Below are 17,565 nucleotides of genomic sequence, written 5' to 3'. Positions count from 1 at the left end.
GGCAGATCAAGTTCAATGATGCTAATTTAGTAATATCTCAAGCTAAGAGAATTCCATGCTTGCAATTATGTGAGATGCTGGTGGTATCTGTCTTACTTTCCTAATAGGAATACAGATTACAAGAGATAGGCGATGGAATTTCAAAGAGTTTGCAAATAATAGTTATTATTTGTAGAATATAGAAAAGTTAATAGAGATTTTAATAGTATGCCATCCGTTACTTTTATTTTACCTGATGGAAGTAAGAAAAGCTATGAAGCTGCAGAAGGAGAAACTCTGCTTAATTTAGCCCACAGAAGTGATCCAGATCTGCTTGAAGGTGCATGTGAAGGCTCTCTTGCTTGTTCTACATGCCATGTGATTGTTGATTCAAAATTTTATGATGTTGTAGAAACACATAACCCTATATCTGATGAGGAAAATGATATGCTGGACCTAGCTTTCGGTTTAACAGAGACATCGAGGCTTGGATGCCAAATAAAAATCACAAAAGATATTGACGGTTTGTGCGTAACCGTGCCCAGAGGTACAAGAAATATATCATTAGATAAATAAGAGGATAATGCGTAAAATTTTTATCTATATTCTCATCTCCTTACCTTTGTTTATTCCTCTAGCTTATAGTGGTTTTTGGTATTTTTCTGCATTTAAGGTAAAAAGTCTTTTAACTGATTACATTAATGACGAAAAAGTTGATATTTCACATGATTTTAAGGGGTTTCCTTTTAACCTAGTTTTTCGTGTAACGAATCCAAAATTTTCTAATGAGCAACTAACTGTTTCATCTGAAGCTTTAGTGATAAAAAACAGATTATTTGATAAGTCAGTATATATCTATATACCAAGCAATAAAGTAAACATTGCTGTCCGTAGTGATGAGAAAAAGAATATAAAGTGTCACACACACGTGAGTAGCCACTTTGTTGTTAAACTAAATGATTTACTATCTTCATTAAAATTCAACAGAAATAGCACTGTAATAGACTATATAGATACATTTCGTTACGAAGATTATGGATTAAAATGTGATGTTTTAGAAAATCAGCAAAGTGTTATAACTGAAGTGAATGATAAAAGTAATTACATTCAATTTCACTTTGATAAAGAACTGAATGAAAATACTAAACTAGAATTTGATTTTTATACTTACCGTTATAAACATACTGCAAGTCCTGAAAATTACCTTAGTGTCGACGCTAAATTAGATTATGAATTTGTAAACCATATTTCAGCTTCTAAGATTAATTTCAACATAGAAAAATTTTTGATTGAGAGTAATAACTTTTCTATTGCTGCGAATGGTGGAGTAAGTAATTACAATTTAGTTACATCTTCATTTGAAGATAAAATCAATGTAGCCATATCAAATTATAAAGAATTAATTTCGTTTGTGACTAATGATTCAAAGACTGCAGATAAATTGGAAAAATCAATATCTTCCTTATCAGAAAAAATCACTAATAACGACATTCAATTTTCAATAAAGTACGACAATAATGTAGGTTCAGGCTTTATTGGAAAATTATCCACTACTGATTTTATCACTCAATTCACCAAGAATGAGAATAGTAATTAGCTTACTTTTTACATTGATATTCCATTTAAGCATAAATGCTTTTACTTTGGATGATAAACTAAGAGACGAAAGCATGGAAGAGCGAGCAAGTAGCTTATTTGCAGTAATAAAGTGTCCAGTATGCTCTGGTGAATTATTATCCGAATCTGAGTCTCAAGTTGCATATGGTATGCGTAAGACAATTCGCAAGAAGATCAGTGATGGATATACTAACGAGCAAATAGTTTCAGAGTTAAAAAATTCTTATGGAGATTCAATTATCATTGTACCACCTGTAAAATCTAGTACCTACATTTTATGGTTTATTCCTTTTATAATTCTTCTTATTGGATGTTTTCTAGTACGAAAATCAGTTCAGAAAATAGATAAAGTAGTAAAAAGATAACTATAGAGTAAAAGTGAGTTTACAACAAATGCAAGTAGCTACTATACGAACATTTGAGTTTAGATCAAAGATTGTAAGGTTAAATCTTCCATCCAAATAACCACGCACTCTACCTGCTTATCTGGGTAGACTTCTTGCACTAAGGTTTTATAGATCAACATTTGCTTTTTTATTTCATTTGATGAGGAAATAGAAACGTTATGGTGTGATTTATAGTCAATTATGATTGCTTTGTCTTCTGTTATGCACAGTCTGTCTAGCCGCACTAATACTGGTTTTCCGTCAATTGTTCCACTAAGTGGAATTTCTGATTTGCCCTCCAAGTCGAACAGGTAATCATATTTTTCATTAAAGGTTAATATTTTGCTGTAAATTTCATCCTTATCTTCACTAGTGTTTATGCTATCAAGATATTTCCTAACCCAATTTTTTCTCCTGTCTTTCTCTATCTTGGGCATATATTGCAATATACTGTGAATTATTAAGCCTCTTGCATAGCTGTCTGTCGTCCCAATGCTCCTTTTTGTCATTCCAGCATTCTCATCTGTCATCCCAGTACTTGACACTGGCTTTTTTTCTCCAGGTTCCAGCGTCACGTGCTGCAATGACATTGATAGGTTTGATGGAGGTGAAATCACTGAAACATCAAAATAATCACGTTTTTTATAAATAGAAGGGTAGTTTGCATTCATGCATAGCACTTCAACTTTTTCTTTAAATATCGGCTGTAAGTATAGTTTTTTCCTCTCATATAATGCTCCATATTGAATAACTAGATCATACCAAGAGCCCTTTTGCACTGGCTCTTTGCCTAAAATGTATAACTCATCTTCAGCACGCGTAAGTGCCACGTACAGCAAACGCAAATATTCGTTATAATCCTCTAGTTTTTTCTCTCTTTTTACTTGATTACAATAAGCATTACTATTTTTGCCACACCAAAATGGTGCTTCCGTTGCATCAAACAAAATATTTTCGCTGTTTCTTGGTACCGTATTTGTGTCAACTAAAAACACTATTGGAGCTTGTAGACCTTTTGATTTATGAATTGTCATTATTCGTACAGCATTGAGTTTTGATTGCATATCGTTTTTAATCTCAGGATTATTTTCTTTGATCCACTGAACAAATGCTTGAAGAGATGGGTGCTCAAATTGCAATACGAGGTTCATAAATTCGTCTAGAATCTCGAAGCACTCAAGACCTAGCCTTGCAGCAAATTTCTTCCTGCCTGTGCGCAATATATGCGTGAATAGTGTAAGGGGGGATTTTGTCTGAGATAAATTAATTAGATAGTTTAATTCATTAGAGATAATCTCGTGATAATCTTGAAGTTTTTCCCACAACGACTGTTCTTTACGATCGTATGCAATATTGAATAAATCATCCTCAGTGAAGTTAAATAGCGGTGATTTTAAAACATTTGCAAGAGCAAGATCATTTGCCTGGAGGAGCAAAAATTCAGCTAAAGCTATTAAGTCCTGGACAGCTATGTAATCCATAATTCTAAAATAATCTCGGCCTATAACTGGTACATTTACTTTTTTTAGTTCACTTATTATGTAGTCAACTAGCGCATTTCGTTGCCGTACCAAAATCATAATGTCCCTTGGTTCTATATGGCGATCTTTGGCGACTAAAATCCGCCCTTCGTTTAACCAATTGTGAATTCTTTGGGCTATTGCCTGAGCAAGTAATCGATCCTTTACTACATAATCTTTCCTCTGTGTTAAATGAATTTGTAAGGCTTGCTGCTCTTCCTCTTCATATCCTGGCAGTAACGGCCAAATTTCAATGTATCCTTGATCGTTTTCTCTATATGGAATATGTTTTATCTTGTTATCATTGAAAGATATTTCTTCACGAAAATTGTTAAATATTCTGTCTACAAGCATCAAAACTTCTGGAGTTGAGCGAAATGACTTTTCAAGTTGACATGATACCCAATCTCTGCCACCGGTTTTCGTGTGAAAATATTGCTGCATGTAATTAAATAGATGGGGATTTGCTCCTTGAAATCTGTAAATAGATTGTTTTACATCCCCAACAACGAATAAAGTTCTCTTTTCGTCACCACCGGTAAAAAATTCATTGCAGAGATTTGTTATAATTTTCCATTGACTGATACTATTGTCTTGCGCCTCATCAACAAGAATGTGGTCTATTTTTTGATCTAGATTAAACAATATCCAATCTTTATAGCCTGGATTGCTAAGGAGATTTGTTGCTAAATTGATGATATCATCATAATCAAGCAGTGCATTCTTTGATTTTTCACTATTATATAGATCAACATATACTTTAAATATACTAAGTAAACTACTGGTTCTTGCGAATATTTGATAAGAATTTATGTCCTTTGCATGGGTAAACAATGCATTTTGAATGCTTTCTATCATTTGCTCTACGTCTTCAAATTTTTCCAAAGCACCCTTTGTTATAATGGATGATATGCTCTTTTTTTCGTACGATTCTGATTTGAGAAATACTTTAGCTAAGTTCTCTATCTTGTTGTCATCCAAGTAGCTGACACTGGGATCCATATTTCTTTTTTTCTGGATCCCAGTGTCAGCTACTTGGATGACAACATTTGGTACGGACGATTTTGTGCTATTACACCAATCATAAAGTATCGCACTGTAACTCTGATCTCTTTTGCTTCCCTTACTTAATATTTTAGCTAATCTTTTTATCTGCTCAATAGTTTCATTCTGTAAATTGTCAATCTTGTCTGGGACGCTTAGTTTATCTTTTATATATCCTAAATTATTTTCTAGAGCTGATCTCTTTATACATAAGGTATAGAGCAAATCACGCAGCTTATTTTCATCAATTTCAGCTGCAACGATATTGATATCGTCCTGCACAGTTTCGTTATGAAGCGTTTTTTCAAATACGATGGAATGCAATTCTTTACATTCGCTCAACGTACAATTTGGAGCGATACCAGCTTCTGTAGGAAAGCTGGAGATTAATTTGTAACAAAAGGCGTGTATAGTTTGAATATTAAGACCAAGATTTTCCAGTTCAGAAAAAAGCCTTCTTGCTCTTGTTAAATAATCTTTATTTTCTCTGGTTACATACTGGGCTAATTGTTCTAAATCTGAGACCAATATACCCTCTGGACATATTGCCCACTTACTAAGTGTACTGTAAATGCGATCCTCCATTTCATTTGCTGCAGCATTGGTAAATGTTAAGCAGAGAATATTTCTCTTATTCTCTAATAGAAGTCTTAATACTCTGTCTATTAAGATCTTTGTTTTACCTGTACCAGCTGATGCACTTACCCATACAGAGAAGTTAGGATTTATGGCATTTGATCTCATTAGGAGTGTATAAAGTTTGACTGAAGTGGCATTTCAAGTATAGTAAATAAGATAGTGTTAGTGAAGATATACAGATGGAAAGTTTTTGTGTAAAGGCTCCTGCAAAGATCAATCTTTTTTTACATATTATAAATAGAGAAGAAAGAGGGTATCATTTAATTGAAAGTTTGGTTGTCTTTGCTAAACTTTCTAATTTTTTAGAGATAAAAGTAGGAGAAAAAAACTTTGGATATGATAACTCTACAGTTCAATTTGTAAACTCTGAGTTTAAAATAAATTATCGATATAATACTATAACGAAAGCATTGAGTCTACTGCTTAGGTACGCTCCTATACGAACTAAAGTCACTGTAAAGGTTATAAAAAATGTACCAATTGCTGCAGGATTTGGTAGTGGTTCCTCAGATGCTGGAGCTGTGATACGTACGCTAGGAGAGCTGTGGGATATTGATAGGCAAATTTTAAGTGATATAGCTTTAAGCGTTGGTGCTGATGTGCCTGCAAGTGTAGATAGTAAGCCAGTTTTTGTTAGAGGTGTTGGTGAGGAATTATGTCCCATTAAACAATGCTCTTTACCCATAAGTCTGGTACTTGTGAAACCAAAAAAAAAGTTTTTGAATACATCAGAAGTATTTTCCAAGTATAAAGAGGATTTCTCTCAGCCAATTAAGTGGAGTGATAACACTGAGGAGAATTTGTTAGAGCTTCTTAAAGAGACAAAAAATGACCTTCAAGAAGCAGCAATAGGTTTTGTACCTGAAATTCAGAATGTAATATCAACACTAGAGTCACAAGAAGGCTCTATAGTTTCTCGCATGTCAGGCAGCGGTGTAGCGTGTTTTGGAATGTTTGATAGTGAAGAAAGTGCAAAAGCTGCAGCGGCAAATATCAAAAAGGAATATCCAGAATGGTGGGTGTGCGACACGGAATTAATAGTTTGATTTATGCCCTTAATTTCCAAGAAGAAAAGTCTTATAGATGGTTACAGGGAAGAAAGATTTTGGGTAAATAATCAAGAATATCATGGCTCAATTATAATTTTTCCTGAAAAGGTGATTAAATTGAAAGAAAGTGATATAAATAACAAGGAGTATTTTAAATCTTTTTTAACAGAGGAAATAGAGATTTTGATAATAGGTACTGGTAAGATACGCGATTGTTCAATGAAATCTTATCTTATGGAGCAAAAGAATTTAAATTTTGAATTTATGACGACGGGTTCTGCATGCAGAACCCATAACGTTTTAATATCTGAAGATAGATTTGTTGTCAGTTATCTGATAGCATGTTAGAGATATTTACACAGAGTTTTTTTATAAACAGTCTAATTGCGGTAATTATGATTAGTCTAGTCACAGGAGCTCTAGGGTCATTTATGATATGGCAAAGGTTATCGTATTTGGGTGATAGTTTGTCCCATTCTTCATTGCTTGGTATTGCACTTGCTTTGATCTTTAATATCAGCCCATCGGTAAGTATAATGCTTATTGCAATTATGTTTGCTATACTACTTTCTCTTAATTTTAATAAATTATACTCTGCTGATACGATATTGAACATAGTTACCAATGTAGTTTTATCATCGAGTTTAATACTTATGTCTTTTCTTCCATCAGGTAATAATAGTATTATTAGCTCACTTTTTGGTGACATATTAATGATTGACCAAAGTAATATAATATCAATTTTTCTAACCTCCGTAATAGTTACTTTGATATTAATATTTAGATGGCGCTATTGGCTGATGATTTCGATTAATCAAGATTTGGCAACAGTTGAGAAAGTAAATGTTAATTTTGTTAGGCTAGAATTTTTGATTATACTCGCTATCTTTATTGCAATTTCTGCTCAATTAATAGGAATATTACTCATTGCTGCATTTTTGTTAATACCTGCTGCATCAGCAAGACTCATTTCAAAAACTCCAATGCAAATGATTATTGTTGCAACAGTTTTTTCTGTGATTTCTGGAGTATCAGGTTTGATATTATCTGCAAGTTTTGACTTATTAACTGGACCTGCAATTATACTTATCGCAGCTGTGTATTTAATCATTGCTTATTTTATAAGATTGGTGTTAAGTAGATCGACTTAGTTTTGGTCTCGGAAGTTCATAATTCATTAACAAATGAGTATAACTATCTGAGCGTAAAGTAGTTTTTGCTACGTTATTTTTATGTGCTAATTGTTAATTTGTGGAGTGAAAGATATGGCCGAAGGATTTTTTTCTAGATATATAGGACAGCCTATAAAAAATTTTTATAATTATGTTACGGGAAAGAAAGAAGTGTCTGATGATATGCAGAATACAGCAAATCAAGAAAGCTCAGAATTGTTGGAAACTGATGTGCAATCAAATGATGTACCACCAAGTAGTGATAATATAATATAGATGGCATGAGAATCACGCCATCTAAAGTTAAAAAATTCCTTGAGAAACTCGATACTTTAAGTGGTGTATTAATTCATGGGAGTGACAATAGTAAGGTCGATATTTTTGTACAGGAAATAATTGCCAACTTGAATGAGTATTCAGTTCAGGTGATGGATTTTGCAGTAGTGAATAAGTCGCCTGGCTTGTTATTTTCCGAGTTGGCAAACATTTCGATGTTTACTAAAAAAAGGTTGGTTAAGCTGATAAATGTCAGTGGAAGTATATCTAAAGAGTTAAGAAACATATTGGATCATAATATAGGCGATCATTATATAGTAATGATAGCAAATGATCTTCCATATAGTTCTACAACTAAAAGTTATATGGAAAGCTCAAAAATTTTCGGCGTCATTACCTGCTATAAGGACAGCGGTAGTAATCTTTGTGATATTATATCAAGTTACTTGAAACAAAATGATATAGAGTGCACAAGTGAGATAATCTACCACTTGCAGTCTTATTTTAATCATAGCAAACTGCCTATATATTCAGAGCTTGAAAAATTAGTTTTATATCTAGGAAAAAGAAAAGATCTTAAACTTGCTGATGTAGATCTATGCTTTTCAACCTCCGGCAATGATTATGTTACACTTGATAATCTGTGCTCTGCAATAGTGAGTAAAGACATGGGACTATTCATCAAAATTTCCGATTTATTGATATTACAAGAGAATTTTTCACCGATAGCATTAATCCGTATTATATCAAATTATTTTCTACGGCTAGAAAGCGTTTTGCTGTTAATACAAAATGGAATGAATGAACAAGCTGCAATTGACCAGCTGAGTCCTCCATTGTTCTTCAAACAATTGCAGAGTTTTAAATCTCATTTGAAAAGTTTTCAACTTTCAGAACTTAAGAAGATCTTAGAAAATTTGATGAGCTTGGAAGTGACCTGTAAAAGAACTGACTTGGACCATAAAATGATCTTTCAGCATGAGATTAACTATTGGTGTTATTCGTTCAGCAGAGTAGTAAAATAAGGTAGACGAGAAAAAACAACTGAATGACAGGAGCAGGAACTGGAATGACAAGAAATCTAATATTTTCACATTTCCTGAACAATGCTTATTGATGTCATTCAAAATACATTCGGTGCATTTAAACCTTTTGTATAATTCTTTGGCTTTCTTCTAACCTTGCAATAATGCTCTCTCTACCGATAAAAATTAATAATTTAGCGAGTTCTGGACCTGTTTCTGTTCCTGTTAAAGCGAGGCGCAACTGCATAAATAGATCTTTTGCCTTTATATCAATTGTCTGTCGAATATTTTTAACCCACTCTGATAATGTGTTTTCATTACAATCACCTTGAGGTAATGTGCTTAGCGCTATTTTTATAAACTCTTTATTAAGAACCACAGGTTCTATACCAAATTTGCATATTTTCCACCATTTGGCCACCTCAGAAAACTTTTCTATATTACTCCTTATAAAATACCAAAACTCTGAGCCAATTTGACTTAAACGATCTTGCACCATTTCAAATGGCATTTGTTGTAGCACCTTGCTATTTAGCTTATACATTTCACTCAAGCTGAATTGTAAAGATGCTGAGCTAAATTTTTTGATATCAAATGAGTCAATTAAAGGCTGCATATCAACATGAGCTTCTATTGGATCAGATGTTCCAAGTTTTGCTAAATAGCTAGTTAGCGCCATTGGTTCAATCTCATCTTCTCTTATGGACTTGATATCCAGCCCACCTTTCCGTTTCGATATCTTGCTATCATCAAAATGTAGTAGGGGAAGGTGAGCAAAGATAGGAATTTTCGCTTTTAATGCTTGAATCATTTGAATCTGAACTGCGGTATTAGTTACATGATCTTCCCCACGTACAACATGGGTTACATTAAAGTCAATGTCATCAATAACAGAAGGTAGCATGTACGTATAAATTCCATCTTCTCTTTTTACTACAGGATCGCTGATATGAATTGTTGCAATATTTATTTCGCCTTTAACTTCATCATTCCATTTTACAGTTTTATTTCTATCCAATTTAAATCTGAAATGTGGTTTTCGTCCTTCTTGCTCATAACGAATTTTCTCTTGCTCAGTTAAAAGCAACGCACCTTTATTGTAAATAGGGGGAAGACCTTGTTTTAATTGCAATTTTCGTTTAGTGTCTAATTCTTCTCTTGTTTCATAACATGCATAAATATGACCTTCTTTCATTAACTGTAAGAACACCTCGTTATAGCGTTCAAAACGCTCTGATTGCTTAAAACTTGAATTCCAATTTATGCCAATCCATTTTAGGTCTTCTATGATATTATCTACATATTTGATATCTGAACGCTCAAGATCAGTATCATCAAAACGTAGTAAAAATTTTCCATTTTGATTACGTGTGTACATCCAACAAATGAGTGCAGTGCGTATGTTTCCTACATGTAGGTAGCCAGTTGGGCTTGGAGCGAATCTTGTTAGCATTTAAATGATTACTTTAGTTTATTTAATTTTATATAAATGTACTGCTAAAGCAAGATTCTTCTTTGTCTTGGTGTTAGTTGCTACAAAGTACAGCGAACATGAAACCTTTTTGTTAGAGTTCCATGATCTGCCTAAAATACTCTGAAAGCACGGCTTTAGTTATTTACTCTAAATATATTATACGTATACTTGTTATTAAATTAAATTTGAAATGATAAGAAATGAGTGAATTTAAATCAATCCGCAATATTGCAATAATTGCACACGTTGACCACGGAAAAACTACTTTACTTGATAACATGTTAAAACAAAGTGGCACGTTTCGTGAGAATCAAGAAGTTCAAGAACGAGTGATGGATAGTGGTGATCAAGAACGTGAACGTGGGATTACAATACTTGCAAAATGTACGTCAATAATGTGGGGTGATGAGAAAATCAATATCATTGATACACCAGGACATGCGGATTTTGGTGGAGAAGTGGAAAGGGTGCTCTGCATGGCAGATGGTGTATTACTACTGGTTGATGCTGCAGAAGGTCCAATGCCACAGACTAAGTTTGTGTTGTCAAAAGCACTAAAGGCAAATTTAAAACCGATTGTGATAATCAATAAGGTTGATCGACCAGACAGCAGAATTGATGAAGTACTAAATGAAATATATGAGTTATTTTTTAACCTTGATGCAACCAACGAGCAACTAGATTTTCCAGTACTCTATGCTTCAGGTAGAAACGGTTGGTGTGCTAAGGAGCTATCTGATGAGAGAAAAGATTTAAGCCCATTATTTTCAACGGTGATAGATTACATAAAACCTTCCGTTTATGATCAAAATGCACCTTTTGCTATGCTAGTTACTTTACTTGAATCTGATAAATTTCTTGGCAGAATATTGACAGGAAAGATTTACCAAGGAATCGCGCAAGTTAACTCAGATCTTAAGGTAATTGATCTTGATGGTCAAGTGGTTGAGCGAGGGAGATTAACTAAGTTACTCTCATTTTCTGGCTTAAAACGCGTTCCAGTAGAGCAAGCTGTAGCTGGTGATATCATTGCCATTGCAGGACTTGAGAAAGCTTCAGTTTCAGACACTATAGCAGCACCAGAAGTTACAACTGCGATCAGCTCAACTCCAGTTGACCCGCCAACAATGGCGATTACTATAAGCGTTAATGACTCACCTTTTGCTGGGCAAGAGGGAACAAAACTTACCTCAACTGTTATAAAAGATCGTTTATATGCAGAAGCAGAAACAAACGTTGCAATTACTGTAACTTTGGCTCCAAGTGGTGAAGCATTTGAAGTAGGTGGACGTGGTGAGTTGCAGCTTGGGGTACTGATTGAAAATATGAGAAGGGAAGGTTTTGAACTTTCAGTTTCACGGCCTCGAGTGCTGTTTAAAGAAGAAGATGGCAAAAAACTTGAACCTATAGAGGGAGTAGTAATTGATGTAGATGATGAGTATAGTGGAATCATCATGGAAAAACTTAGCTTTCGAAAAGGTGAAGTAACTGACATGAGACCTTCTGGTAGTGGCAGAACTAGGTTAACATTTTTAGTGCCATCAAGGGGATTAATTGGCTATCAAGGAGAATTTTTAACTGATTCTCGCGGCACTGGTATAATCAACCGTTTATTTCACAGTTATGCTCCACATAAAGGTTCAATTTCCGGAAGGCGTAATGGGGTTTTAATTTCAACAGACAAAGGCGAAGCAGTAGCGTATGCAATTTTCAATCTGCAAGATAGGGGAATTATGTTTGTTAAGCCACAAGATAAGGTATATTGTGGTATGATTGTCGGTCAGCATAGTCGTGACAATGATTTAGAAATAAATGTACTTAAAGGTAAGCAATTAACAAACGTAAGAGCTTCAGGTAGCGATGAAGCTATAAAGCTTACTCCACCAAAAATAATGACACTGGAGGATATGATAGCATATATAGACGATGATGAATTGGTAGAAGTAACTCCAAAATCTATACGTTTGCGTAAGAAGTTCCTCGATCCAAATGAACGTAAGCGTGCAGGAAGGGCGAAGAATAAAGAGTAATCAACGTTCCTGATAAAAATCTGGATGAGCTACTCGAATAACACCATCATAAAGGGAACCAGTGTCAGTTACTTGAGCAGGTACTGGGATGACAAGAGAAGGCTACAAAGGTGTCATGCAAGTAGCTCATCCAGATTTTTTATAATCATCGAAAACATTGTATTTTAACATTACTTTTATACTTATAAGTTTCTAGGCACTGGATTTGTTGTAGACTTACTCTATCACTTTACCCTCTTATTTTACCACTCTCCTACCTATATATTTTTATATGAAGCTTTTTGCAAAAGTTTCGCATTTTTTGTAACATGATTTTCAGTATGTGTAACCTAAATGCAAATTGATCACGAAACTAGTGTAATTATTGAGGCCATAGAGAAATTTGGTGGTGAGGCAAGGCTTGTTGGTGGATGTGTTAGAGATTCAATTTTGCAGCGTGAAATTCACGACATTGATCTTGCTACTAATCTGCTGCCTAATCAAACAATTAAAGCGCTCAAGCTTTGCAATATAAAGAGTATTCCAACTGGTCTGAAACATGGAACTATCACTGCAATTTTACACAAGAGGTCCTTTGAGATTACAACGCTAAGGCATGATGTAAAGTGTGACGGTAGACATGCGAAGGTAGAGTTTACTAATGATTGGCAAGCTGATGCTTCAAGGCGCGACTTTACGTTTAATGCTCTTTATGCAGACAAGCATGGCCATATATACGACTACTTTGGTGGCATTCAGGACTTAAAAGCACGAAAGTTAAACTTTATAGGTAACGCTGAAGATAGGATTAAGGAAGACTATCTACGTATTTTAAGAGCGTTTCGTTTTCACGCTAAAATATGCATAGGAGATTTAAGTGATGAAATATTGGATGTGTGCAAAAAGCATTCACACATGATTCAAAACCTCTCTGGAGAGAGAATAAGAGAAGAAATATTTAAACTCTTGGAATGCAATGATCCTGCTCCAACACTTAAGAGCATGCAAAAATCTGATGTTTTACAAAAAATTATTCCAAAAGAAGTAAAATGCGAAATTTTGTCTTCACCACTTCTTATCAACACTAAACCTCCTACAGAACCCTCAGCGTATGTCCATACGCCTTTCCTAGATGATGCACTAACAAAATTAGCTTTGCTTCTTAGAACTGCCGAAGATAGGCTTAATCTTGGAGAATATGTAAGCAAACTTCTACGTCTTTCAAATAAGCAAAAGAAAAAGCTATTATTTTTATTATCAAACGATATCAAAACAGAGCTTTCAGAAAAAGAACAAAAGAAATACATATCTTTATTTGGTAAGGAATTATATTGTGACTTAATGAAGATTTGTGGTATTGAGTCTGGAATAAATGTTGATGAGTATATTTCATTTGCTAAGATGTTTAACATTCCAAAATTTCCTTTATCTGGTGATGATTTAATAACTATAGGTCATCAACCAGGAAAAAATTTAGGTAGAAACTTGGAATTGCTACGACAACACTGGGAAGACAGCTCCTACACTTTAACAAAGGAGGAGCTGATACTTTATGCTAAGAGCTTTATTTAAATCTTCCTTTACTTACATTTGTCGTATTGCTGTGACTCATGGAAGAGTTAGGTGTGTATTCTTTTTTAGCTTTTTCTGTTAATTGGTATTCATTGTTTTCTTCTGAAGTTTGAACGCACATTTTCTGATCTGGGCATAAAAATTTATCTCTTATACTTGATGCCAGTTGTAATCCTTGAATCTTATCTGAAAAACATTTCATTTCAGCTTTCGTTAACTTCTGCACAACAAATTTTTTGACTGAATCATTATCTTTACAATTCATTTTACTCCAAGAATTCACGATAGAAGTTAGTTCTGCTTGAGTTATTTTCAACTTTTCTGCGCGCTTTTTAACAAATTCAACCTGCTTGAGATTATGTTGTTTAATAAAATCTTTAGCAAGTTCTTCAACAACTTCGTGAACCTTAGTTTCTATAATCGCTTTTCCAGATTGAACCAAATTCTCTTTCAACAGTGCAAGTAACTTATCACTTTTAAATTTATAACCATTTTGATATTGTAGAGATTTTATAGTTTTCTCAAGCACGTTATGGCAAAAGTGTTTTCCTTTAAGTTCAGGAAAACCTTTTTTCAACTCTTTATTTTTATCAGATAAAAAGTTATCGAGGCTCTTATCTCTAAAAATCTTGTTAGGAAGATTCTGAAATTTTGAAAGAGTTGATTTTGTAATAGACGCTGTATCTAGCGCTTTAGCTTTTGCTTGTTCTTTAGTTTTTTCATCAATCCCTTCTAATTTTGTATCAACATTATTTGACTTTTCTTTTAACTCTTGTGGTCCATCTTCAGCTATTGAACTTTCAATCTGTTGATTTTTTAATGTCAAATTTTCATTAAATGTTTTTGTACTATCCGTAATAGATAATACTGCAACACTTTTCGCTTTTTCTTGTTCTGCACTCAGATGTTCAACTTGTTCTTGCAACTTTTTATTCTTCCCTTGTGAAGATTTTAATTTTTCCTCCAAATCTGCCTTTTGTTTCTTTATTTCAACGTTACTTTCTTCTAATTTCTGTGATTTTTCCTGCAATTTGTCAACTTCACTTTCTAATTCTTTTTTCTCTTTTTCAATGGTATTTAGATTAGTCTTTTCTTGCTCTAATTGTTGTTTAAGATTCTCTACTTCAGCATCTTTTTCCTTAGCTTGTTCTTTCAATTCATTAATTTCACTTTCTAAATCTTGTTTCTTTTTTTCAATGGTATTTAGATTAGTCTTTTCTTGCTCTAATTGTTGCTGAGTACTTTCCAATTTTTTTTTCTAAATTTAGCATTTTTTCCTTAGCTTGTTTTAATTCTGCTTGTTTCTCCTTAAGTTGATCTTCTAATTGCTTTATTTTAGCATCAGATTCGTCTTTTAACTTACTAACTTCATTCTCAAGTTCTGTTTTTTGCTCTCGTAGGCTTTTATTCTCTTTCTTCACAGTTTCATTTATGTCTTTATTTTTATCAGTAAGTGAAGTAATTAAAGCGCCTTGTTTTTCTATTTTTTCCTCTTGATCAAGTATGATTTGCTGTTGTTCGTTCTTTTCAATCTCCATTGCTTTCTTAGATTGATCTAATATTTCATTTAACTGCATTAAGTTATTAATTTTTGAGTCTTTTTCTTCTACGTCTAATAAAAGCCTTTCTTTTTCATTCGCAAATTTTGTGCTGAGGTTAATTAATTCTTTATTCAAATGTAATATCTTCTCAGACTTCTCCTTGAACTGTGCTAAAAATTCTTCTCCTCGTTTTTGTGCAATTTCTGCCAATTCTCTATAGTTCTTTTTCAGGTCTTTAATTATGGAGTTTAATTGTTCTTTTTCCTCTTTTAAAACATTACTCTCTAATTCTAAATCTTTAATCTGCTGTGCTTGATTATTACAGAGCCCAATAAACGTTTCGAGTGCCTGATTTACACCTTCCAGTTCCTCATTTAATTCTTTATTCTTATCCTCTAATTCCTTTTTTCCTTCAAATTCTGAACTAGCTTGGAAATTTTTACCCTCTATTTTATCATATTTAGTCTTCGTAGTTTTATTTTTACTCATTATCTCAGTCTGAACTCCACTATCCACAATAACCTTATTGTGGTGTAGAATATTCTCTGCCCATTTATTCCATCTCTCTGGCAATATTCGTCCAATTGTTTTTAGATATAGCCAAGCAAGCACAGTGGATAAGCTGTATTTTTTTTCCTTTTGTTTAATACTAGGTTCGTAATTAACCTCATTGTTAGCATTCATCATAAAATTACCTAATTTTCAAAGTATTGAAGTTATATATATTAATATAATTATTAAATAAATAATAATATTAATGTTAAATTGTGTGAAAATTTTTATAAATTTTAAGTAGAAATACACATGTTTGTAAGCACAGAATTTGCTTTTTCTATTGCTCTTGCTAACATTTCTTGTTCATTGTAATGATTCTTCACATTGATTACCTGAGCTGACAAATTTGCAGGAAAAGTGACTAAACTAACTTCCCATAGCTCCACTTGTTTTAACACTCGAGCTCCGCTTTCATGATCAACATCATACTCTATTGGTATATAGCCAATCGAAAGCCCGTTAATAGTTCCAGTTTTTAGCATTAAATATGCTTCCTCTGCTTTTTGAATACCAAAAAGCAAATGTGCAGTTATATATAGGCCAATATCATTTCTGACTTTTATTTAAGTTGTTCTTAAATGCTCCAGGCAATATCAGATCATTTTGCTTATCAACTATATTAAAAACGCTCGCATAGCCAGAAAATACTCCGTTTTCTTCTATGCTTTTTATTGACAATGGTGAATAGAGAAATTTCTTATTCATAAGTCCTCCTTGTAAATTATGGTATTGGGTTTGCCAGCGCTCTGAGCCAGCTTAAAATGTCGTACAGATTGTTTTCCTATATCTCAGGATGAGTATAAGGCACTACAATATAATTCTATTGTATGCAGTGCTTTGAAAATGGGGAAGTACTTTTTTAGTTATAAAATTTGTCATTTTATATACATAAGGGTAGGGTTTGTTGCACATTGGGTTGTTCAACAGCAGCGTTTTCTAGATTTGTAGAAACAGCTTCGTTTGTAGAATTTTTCCTAGAAGGAAGCCAAATCCCAAAGAAACAGCGGCTATAAAACCATTCATTAATGACTCTGTCCATGTTTCTCCCTCGTATTCTTGATAGATTTTAGAATATATCATTATTGGCTTCATTCGGGTTTAAATTTCTTTCCAACTCTTCTGATGTTTTCTCCCCAGCATCTTGGGATTTTGTTGATGAACTTTTCTGTAAGTTTTCTAATTCTTGTGCGTCCATCAACACCTCACTATTAAAGCTTAAGTACAAATCATACAGCACTATAATTGTTTAGTCAAGGTAAATACTAGTATATTAAGTAAATATTTACTATATTAATATGATTGCTTAAATTCACAACTAATTGTTTGGGGGAATAAAAAGATTGTGTTTTGTAGGTGATTTGCGTAGCGGAAGGTGTTACCCCAGTTTTACAACACCCGGGGTAACGATAAAGAAGGAAGTAGAGAAAGTTATATGTAATAGTTTAAAACTATTACAGGGAACGTTCAAAAAAGTGTGTCAAACCGCATTTTCAATTCAACTCAATTTTTAACCTACCAGGAAAAAAGATATCAAGTTGAGACATAGTCAAAGCCCAATTAGGCAAAGCGGGAACGTTCAAAAAAGTGTGTCAAACCGCATTTTCAATTCAACTCAATTTTTAACCTACCAGGAAAAAAGATATCAAGTTGAGACATAGTTAAAGCCCAATTAGGCAAAGCAGTAATCCACTTTTGCTCTACCTTTTT

At 33.5% G+C, this 17,565-nt stretch carries 15 protein-coding genes and 1 pseudogene; 10 read left to right on the top strand and 6 right to left on the bottom strand.

Annotation, left to right across the window (positions count from 1 at the left end; translation table 11 throughout):
* The first annotated feature begins 207 nt into the window (after positions 1-207).
* Genes JR312_RS02995 through JR312_RS02985 form a run of 3 tightly spaced genes read left to right on the top strand, consistent with a single transcriptional unit; the run spans position 208 to position 1,961 of the window.
* Positions 208-555, top strand: coding sequence for a ferredoxin family 2Fe-2S iron-sulfur cluster binding protein (locus JR312_RS02995; protein WP_007302681.1), 348 nt, complete (start codon positions 208-210; stop codon positions 553-555).
* Positions 556-562: 7 nt separating this feature from the next.
* Complete coding sequence (locus tag JR312_RS02990) at positions 563-1,576, top strand: hypothetical protein (protein ID WP_264331075.1); 1,014 nt, start codon at positions 563-565, stop codon at positions 1,574-1,576.
* Positions 1,560-1,961 carry a cytochrome c-type biogenesis protein gene (locus JR312_RS02985; RefSeq protein ID WP_143689605.1) on the top strand — a complete coding sequence of 134 codons (402 nt, stop codon included), beginning with the start codon at positions 1,560-1,562 and terminating at the stop codon, positions 1,959-1,961. Before JR312_RS02990 ends, JR312_RS02985 begins: the two co-directional genes overlap by 17 nt.
* Before the next feature lie 59 nt (positions 1,962-2,020).
* Here JR312_RS02985 and JR312_RS02980 read toward each other — a convergent pair whose 3' ends face one another.
* Entirely contained in the window at positions 2,021-5,290 is a 3,270-nt protein-coding gene (locus JR312_RS02980; protein ID WP_416647688.1) for a UvrD-helicase domain-containing protein, read from the bottom strand.
* A gap of 74 nt (positions 5,291-5,364) precedes the next feature.
* On the opposite strand from JR312_RS02980, the gene JR312_RS02975 reads away from it, so the two are divergent.
* The 5 genes from JR312_RS02975 to holA all read left to right on the top strand — a co-directional run bounded on the left by JR312_RS02975 (position 5,365) and on the right by holA (position 8,707).
* Positions 5,365-6,231, top strand: a complete 867-nt coding sequence (locus JR312_RS02975) for a 4-(cytidine 5'-diphospho)-2-C-methyl-D-erythritol kinase (protein WP_416647687.1) — start codon at positions 5,365-5,367, stop codon at positions 6,229-6,231.
* Positions 6,232-6,234: 3 nt separating this feature from the next.
* The gene (locus JR312_RS02970; protein WP_416647686.1) at positions 6,235-6,582 is read left to right on the top strand and encodes an Mth938-like domain-containing protein; all 348 of its coding nucleotides are present in this window, start codon (positions 6,235-6,237) and stop codon (positions 6,580-6,582) included.
* A complete protein-coding gene (locus tag JR312_RS02965; protein WP_015588476.1) occupies positions 6,576-7,385 on the top strand; it encodes a metal ABC transporter permease in 810 nt (269 codons plus the stop codon). Before JR312_RS02970 ends, JR312_RS02965 begins: the two co-directional genes overlap by 7 nt.
* A 114-nt stretch (positions 7,386-7,499) precedes the next feature.
* Complete coding sequence (locus JR312_RS02960) at positions 7,500-7,682, top strand: hypothetical protein (RefSeq protein WP_015588477.1); 183 nt, start codon at positions 7,500-7,502, stop codon at positions 7,680-7,682.
* A 5-nt stretch (positions 7,683-7,687) separates the two neighbouring features.
* A complete protein-coding gene (holA, locus tag JR312_RS02955) occupies positions 7,688-8,707 on the top strand; it encodes a DNA polymerase III subunit delta (protein WP_416647685.1) in 1,020 nt (339 codons plus the stop codon).
* Between the two features lie 118 nt (positions 8,708-8,825).
* Here the strand turns inward: holA and gltX are convergent, their stop codons facing one another.
* The gene (gene gltX / locus JR312_RS02950; RefSeq protein WP_264331080.1) at positions 8,826-10,160 is read right to left on the bottom strand and encodes a glutamate--tRNA ligase; all 1,335 of its coding nucleotides are present in this window, start codon (positions 10,158-10,160) and stop codon (positions 8,826-8,828) included.
* Between the two features lie 221 nt (positions 10,161-10,381).
* On the opposite strand from gltX, the gene typA reads away from it, so the two are divergent.
* The gene (gene typA / locus JR312_RS02945; protein WP_416647684.1) at positions 10,382-12,211 is read left to right on the top strand and encodes a translational GTPase TypA; all 1,830 of its coding nucleotides are present in this window, start codon (positions 10,382-10,384) and stop codon (positions 12,209-12,211) included.
* A 333-nt stretch (positions 12,212-12,544) separates the two neighbouring features.
* Positions 12,545-13,762: a CCA tRNA nucleotidyltransferase gene (locus JR312_RS02940; protein WP_264331081.1), complete on the top strand. Its 1,218-nt coding sequence runs from the start codon at positions 12,545-12,547 to the stop codon at positions 13,760-13,762.
* Here the strand turns inward: JR312_RS02940 and JR312_RS02935 are convergent.
* From JR312_RS02935 to JR312_RS02920, 4 genes and pseudogenes are all read right to left on the bottom strand, one after another.
* The gene (locus JR312_RS02935) at positions 13,755-15,011 is read right to left on the bottom strand and encodes a hypothetical protein (RefSeq protein WP_416647683.1); all 1,257 of its coding nucleotides are present in this window, start codon (positions 15,009-15,011) and stop codon (positions 13,755-13,757) included. The genes JR312_RS02940 and JR312_RS02935 overlap by 8 nt on opposite strands.
* Positions 14,971-15,990 (bottom strand): coiled-coil domain-containing protein, encoded by a 1,020-nt coding sequence (locus JR312_RS02930; protein WP_416647682.1) that lies wholly within the window; start codon positions 15,988-15,990, stop codon positions 14,971-14,973. Before JR312_RS02930 ends, JR312_RS02935 begins: the two co-directional genes overlap by 41 nt.
* A 101-nt stretch (positions 15,991-16,091) precedes the next feature.
* Positions 16,092-16,563 (bottom strand): annotated as a pseudogene (locus JR312_RS02925) (HK97 family phage prohead protease).
* 361 nt (positions 16,564-16,924) lie between these two features.
* A complete protein-coding gene (locus JR312_RS02920) occupies positions 16,925-17,053 on the bottom strand; it encodes a hypothetical protein (protein WP_006013643.1) in 129 nt (42 codons plus the stop codon).
* Positions 17,054-17,565: the final 512 nt, after the last annotated feature.

The sequence above is a fragment of the Wolbachia endosymbiont of Nasonia giraulti genome (genome assembly GCF_048054155.1).
Classification (GTDB): Bacteria; Pseudomonadota; Alphaproteobacteria; order Rickettsiales; family Anaplasmataceae; genus Wolbachia; species Wolbachia pipientis_C.
Note: the sequence above shows the minus strand (reverse complement) of the source record. Positions and strands in the feature narration are given on the sequence as shown.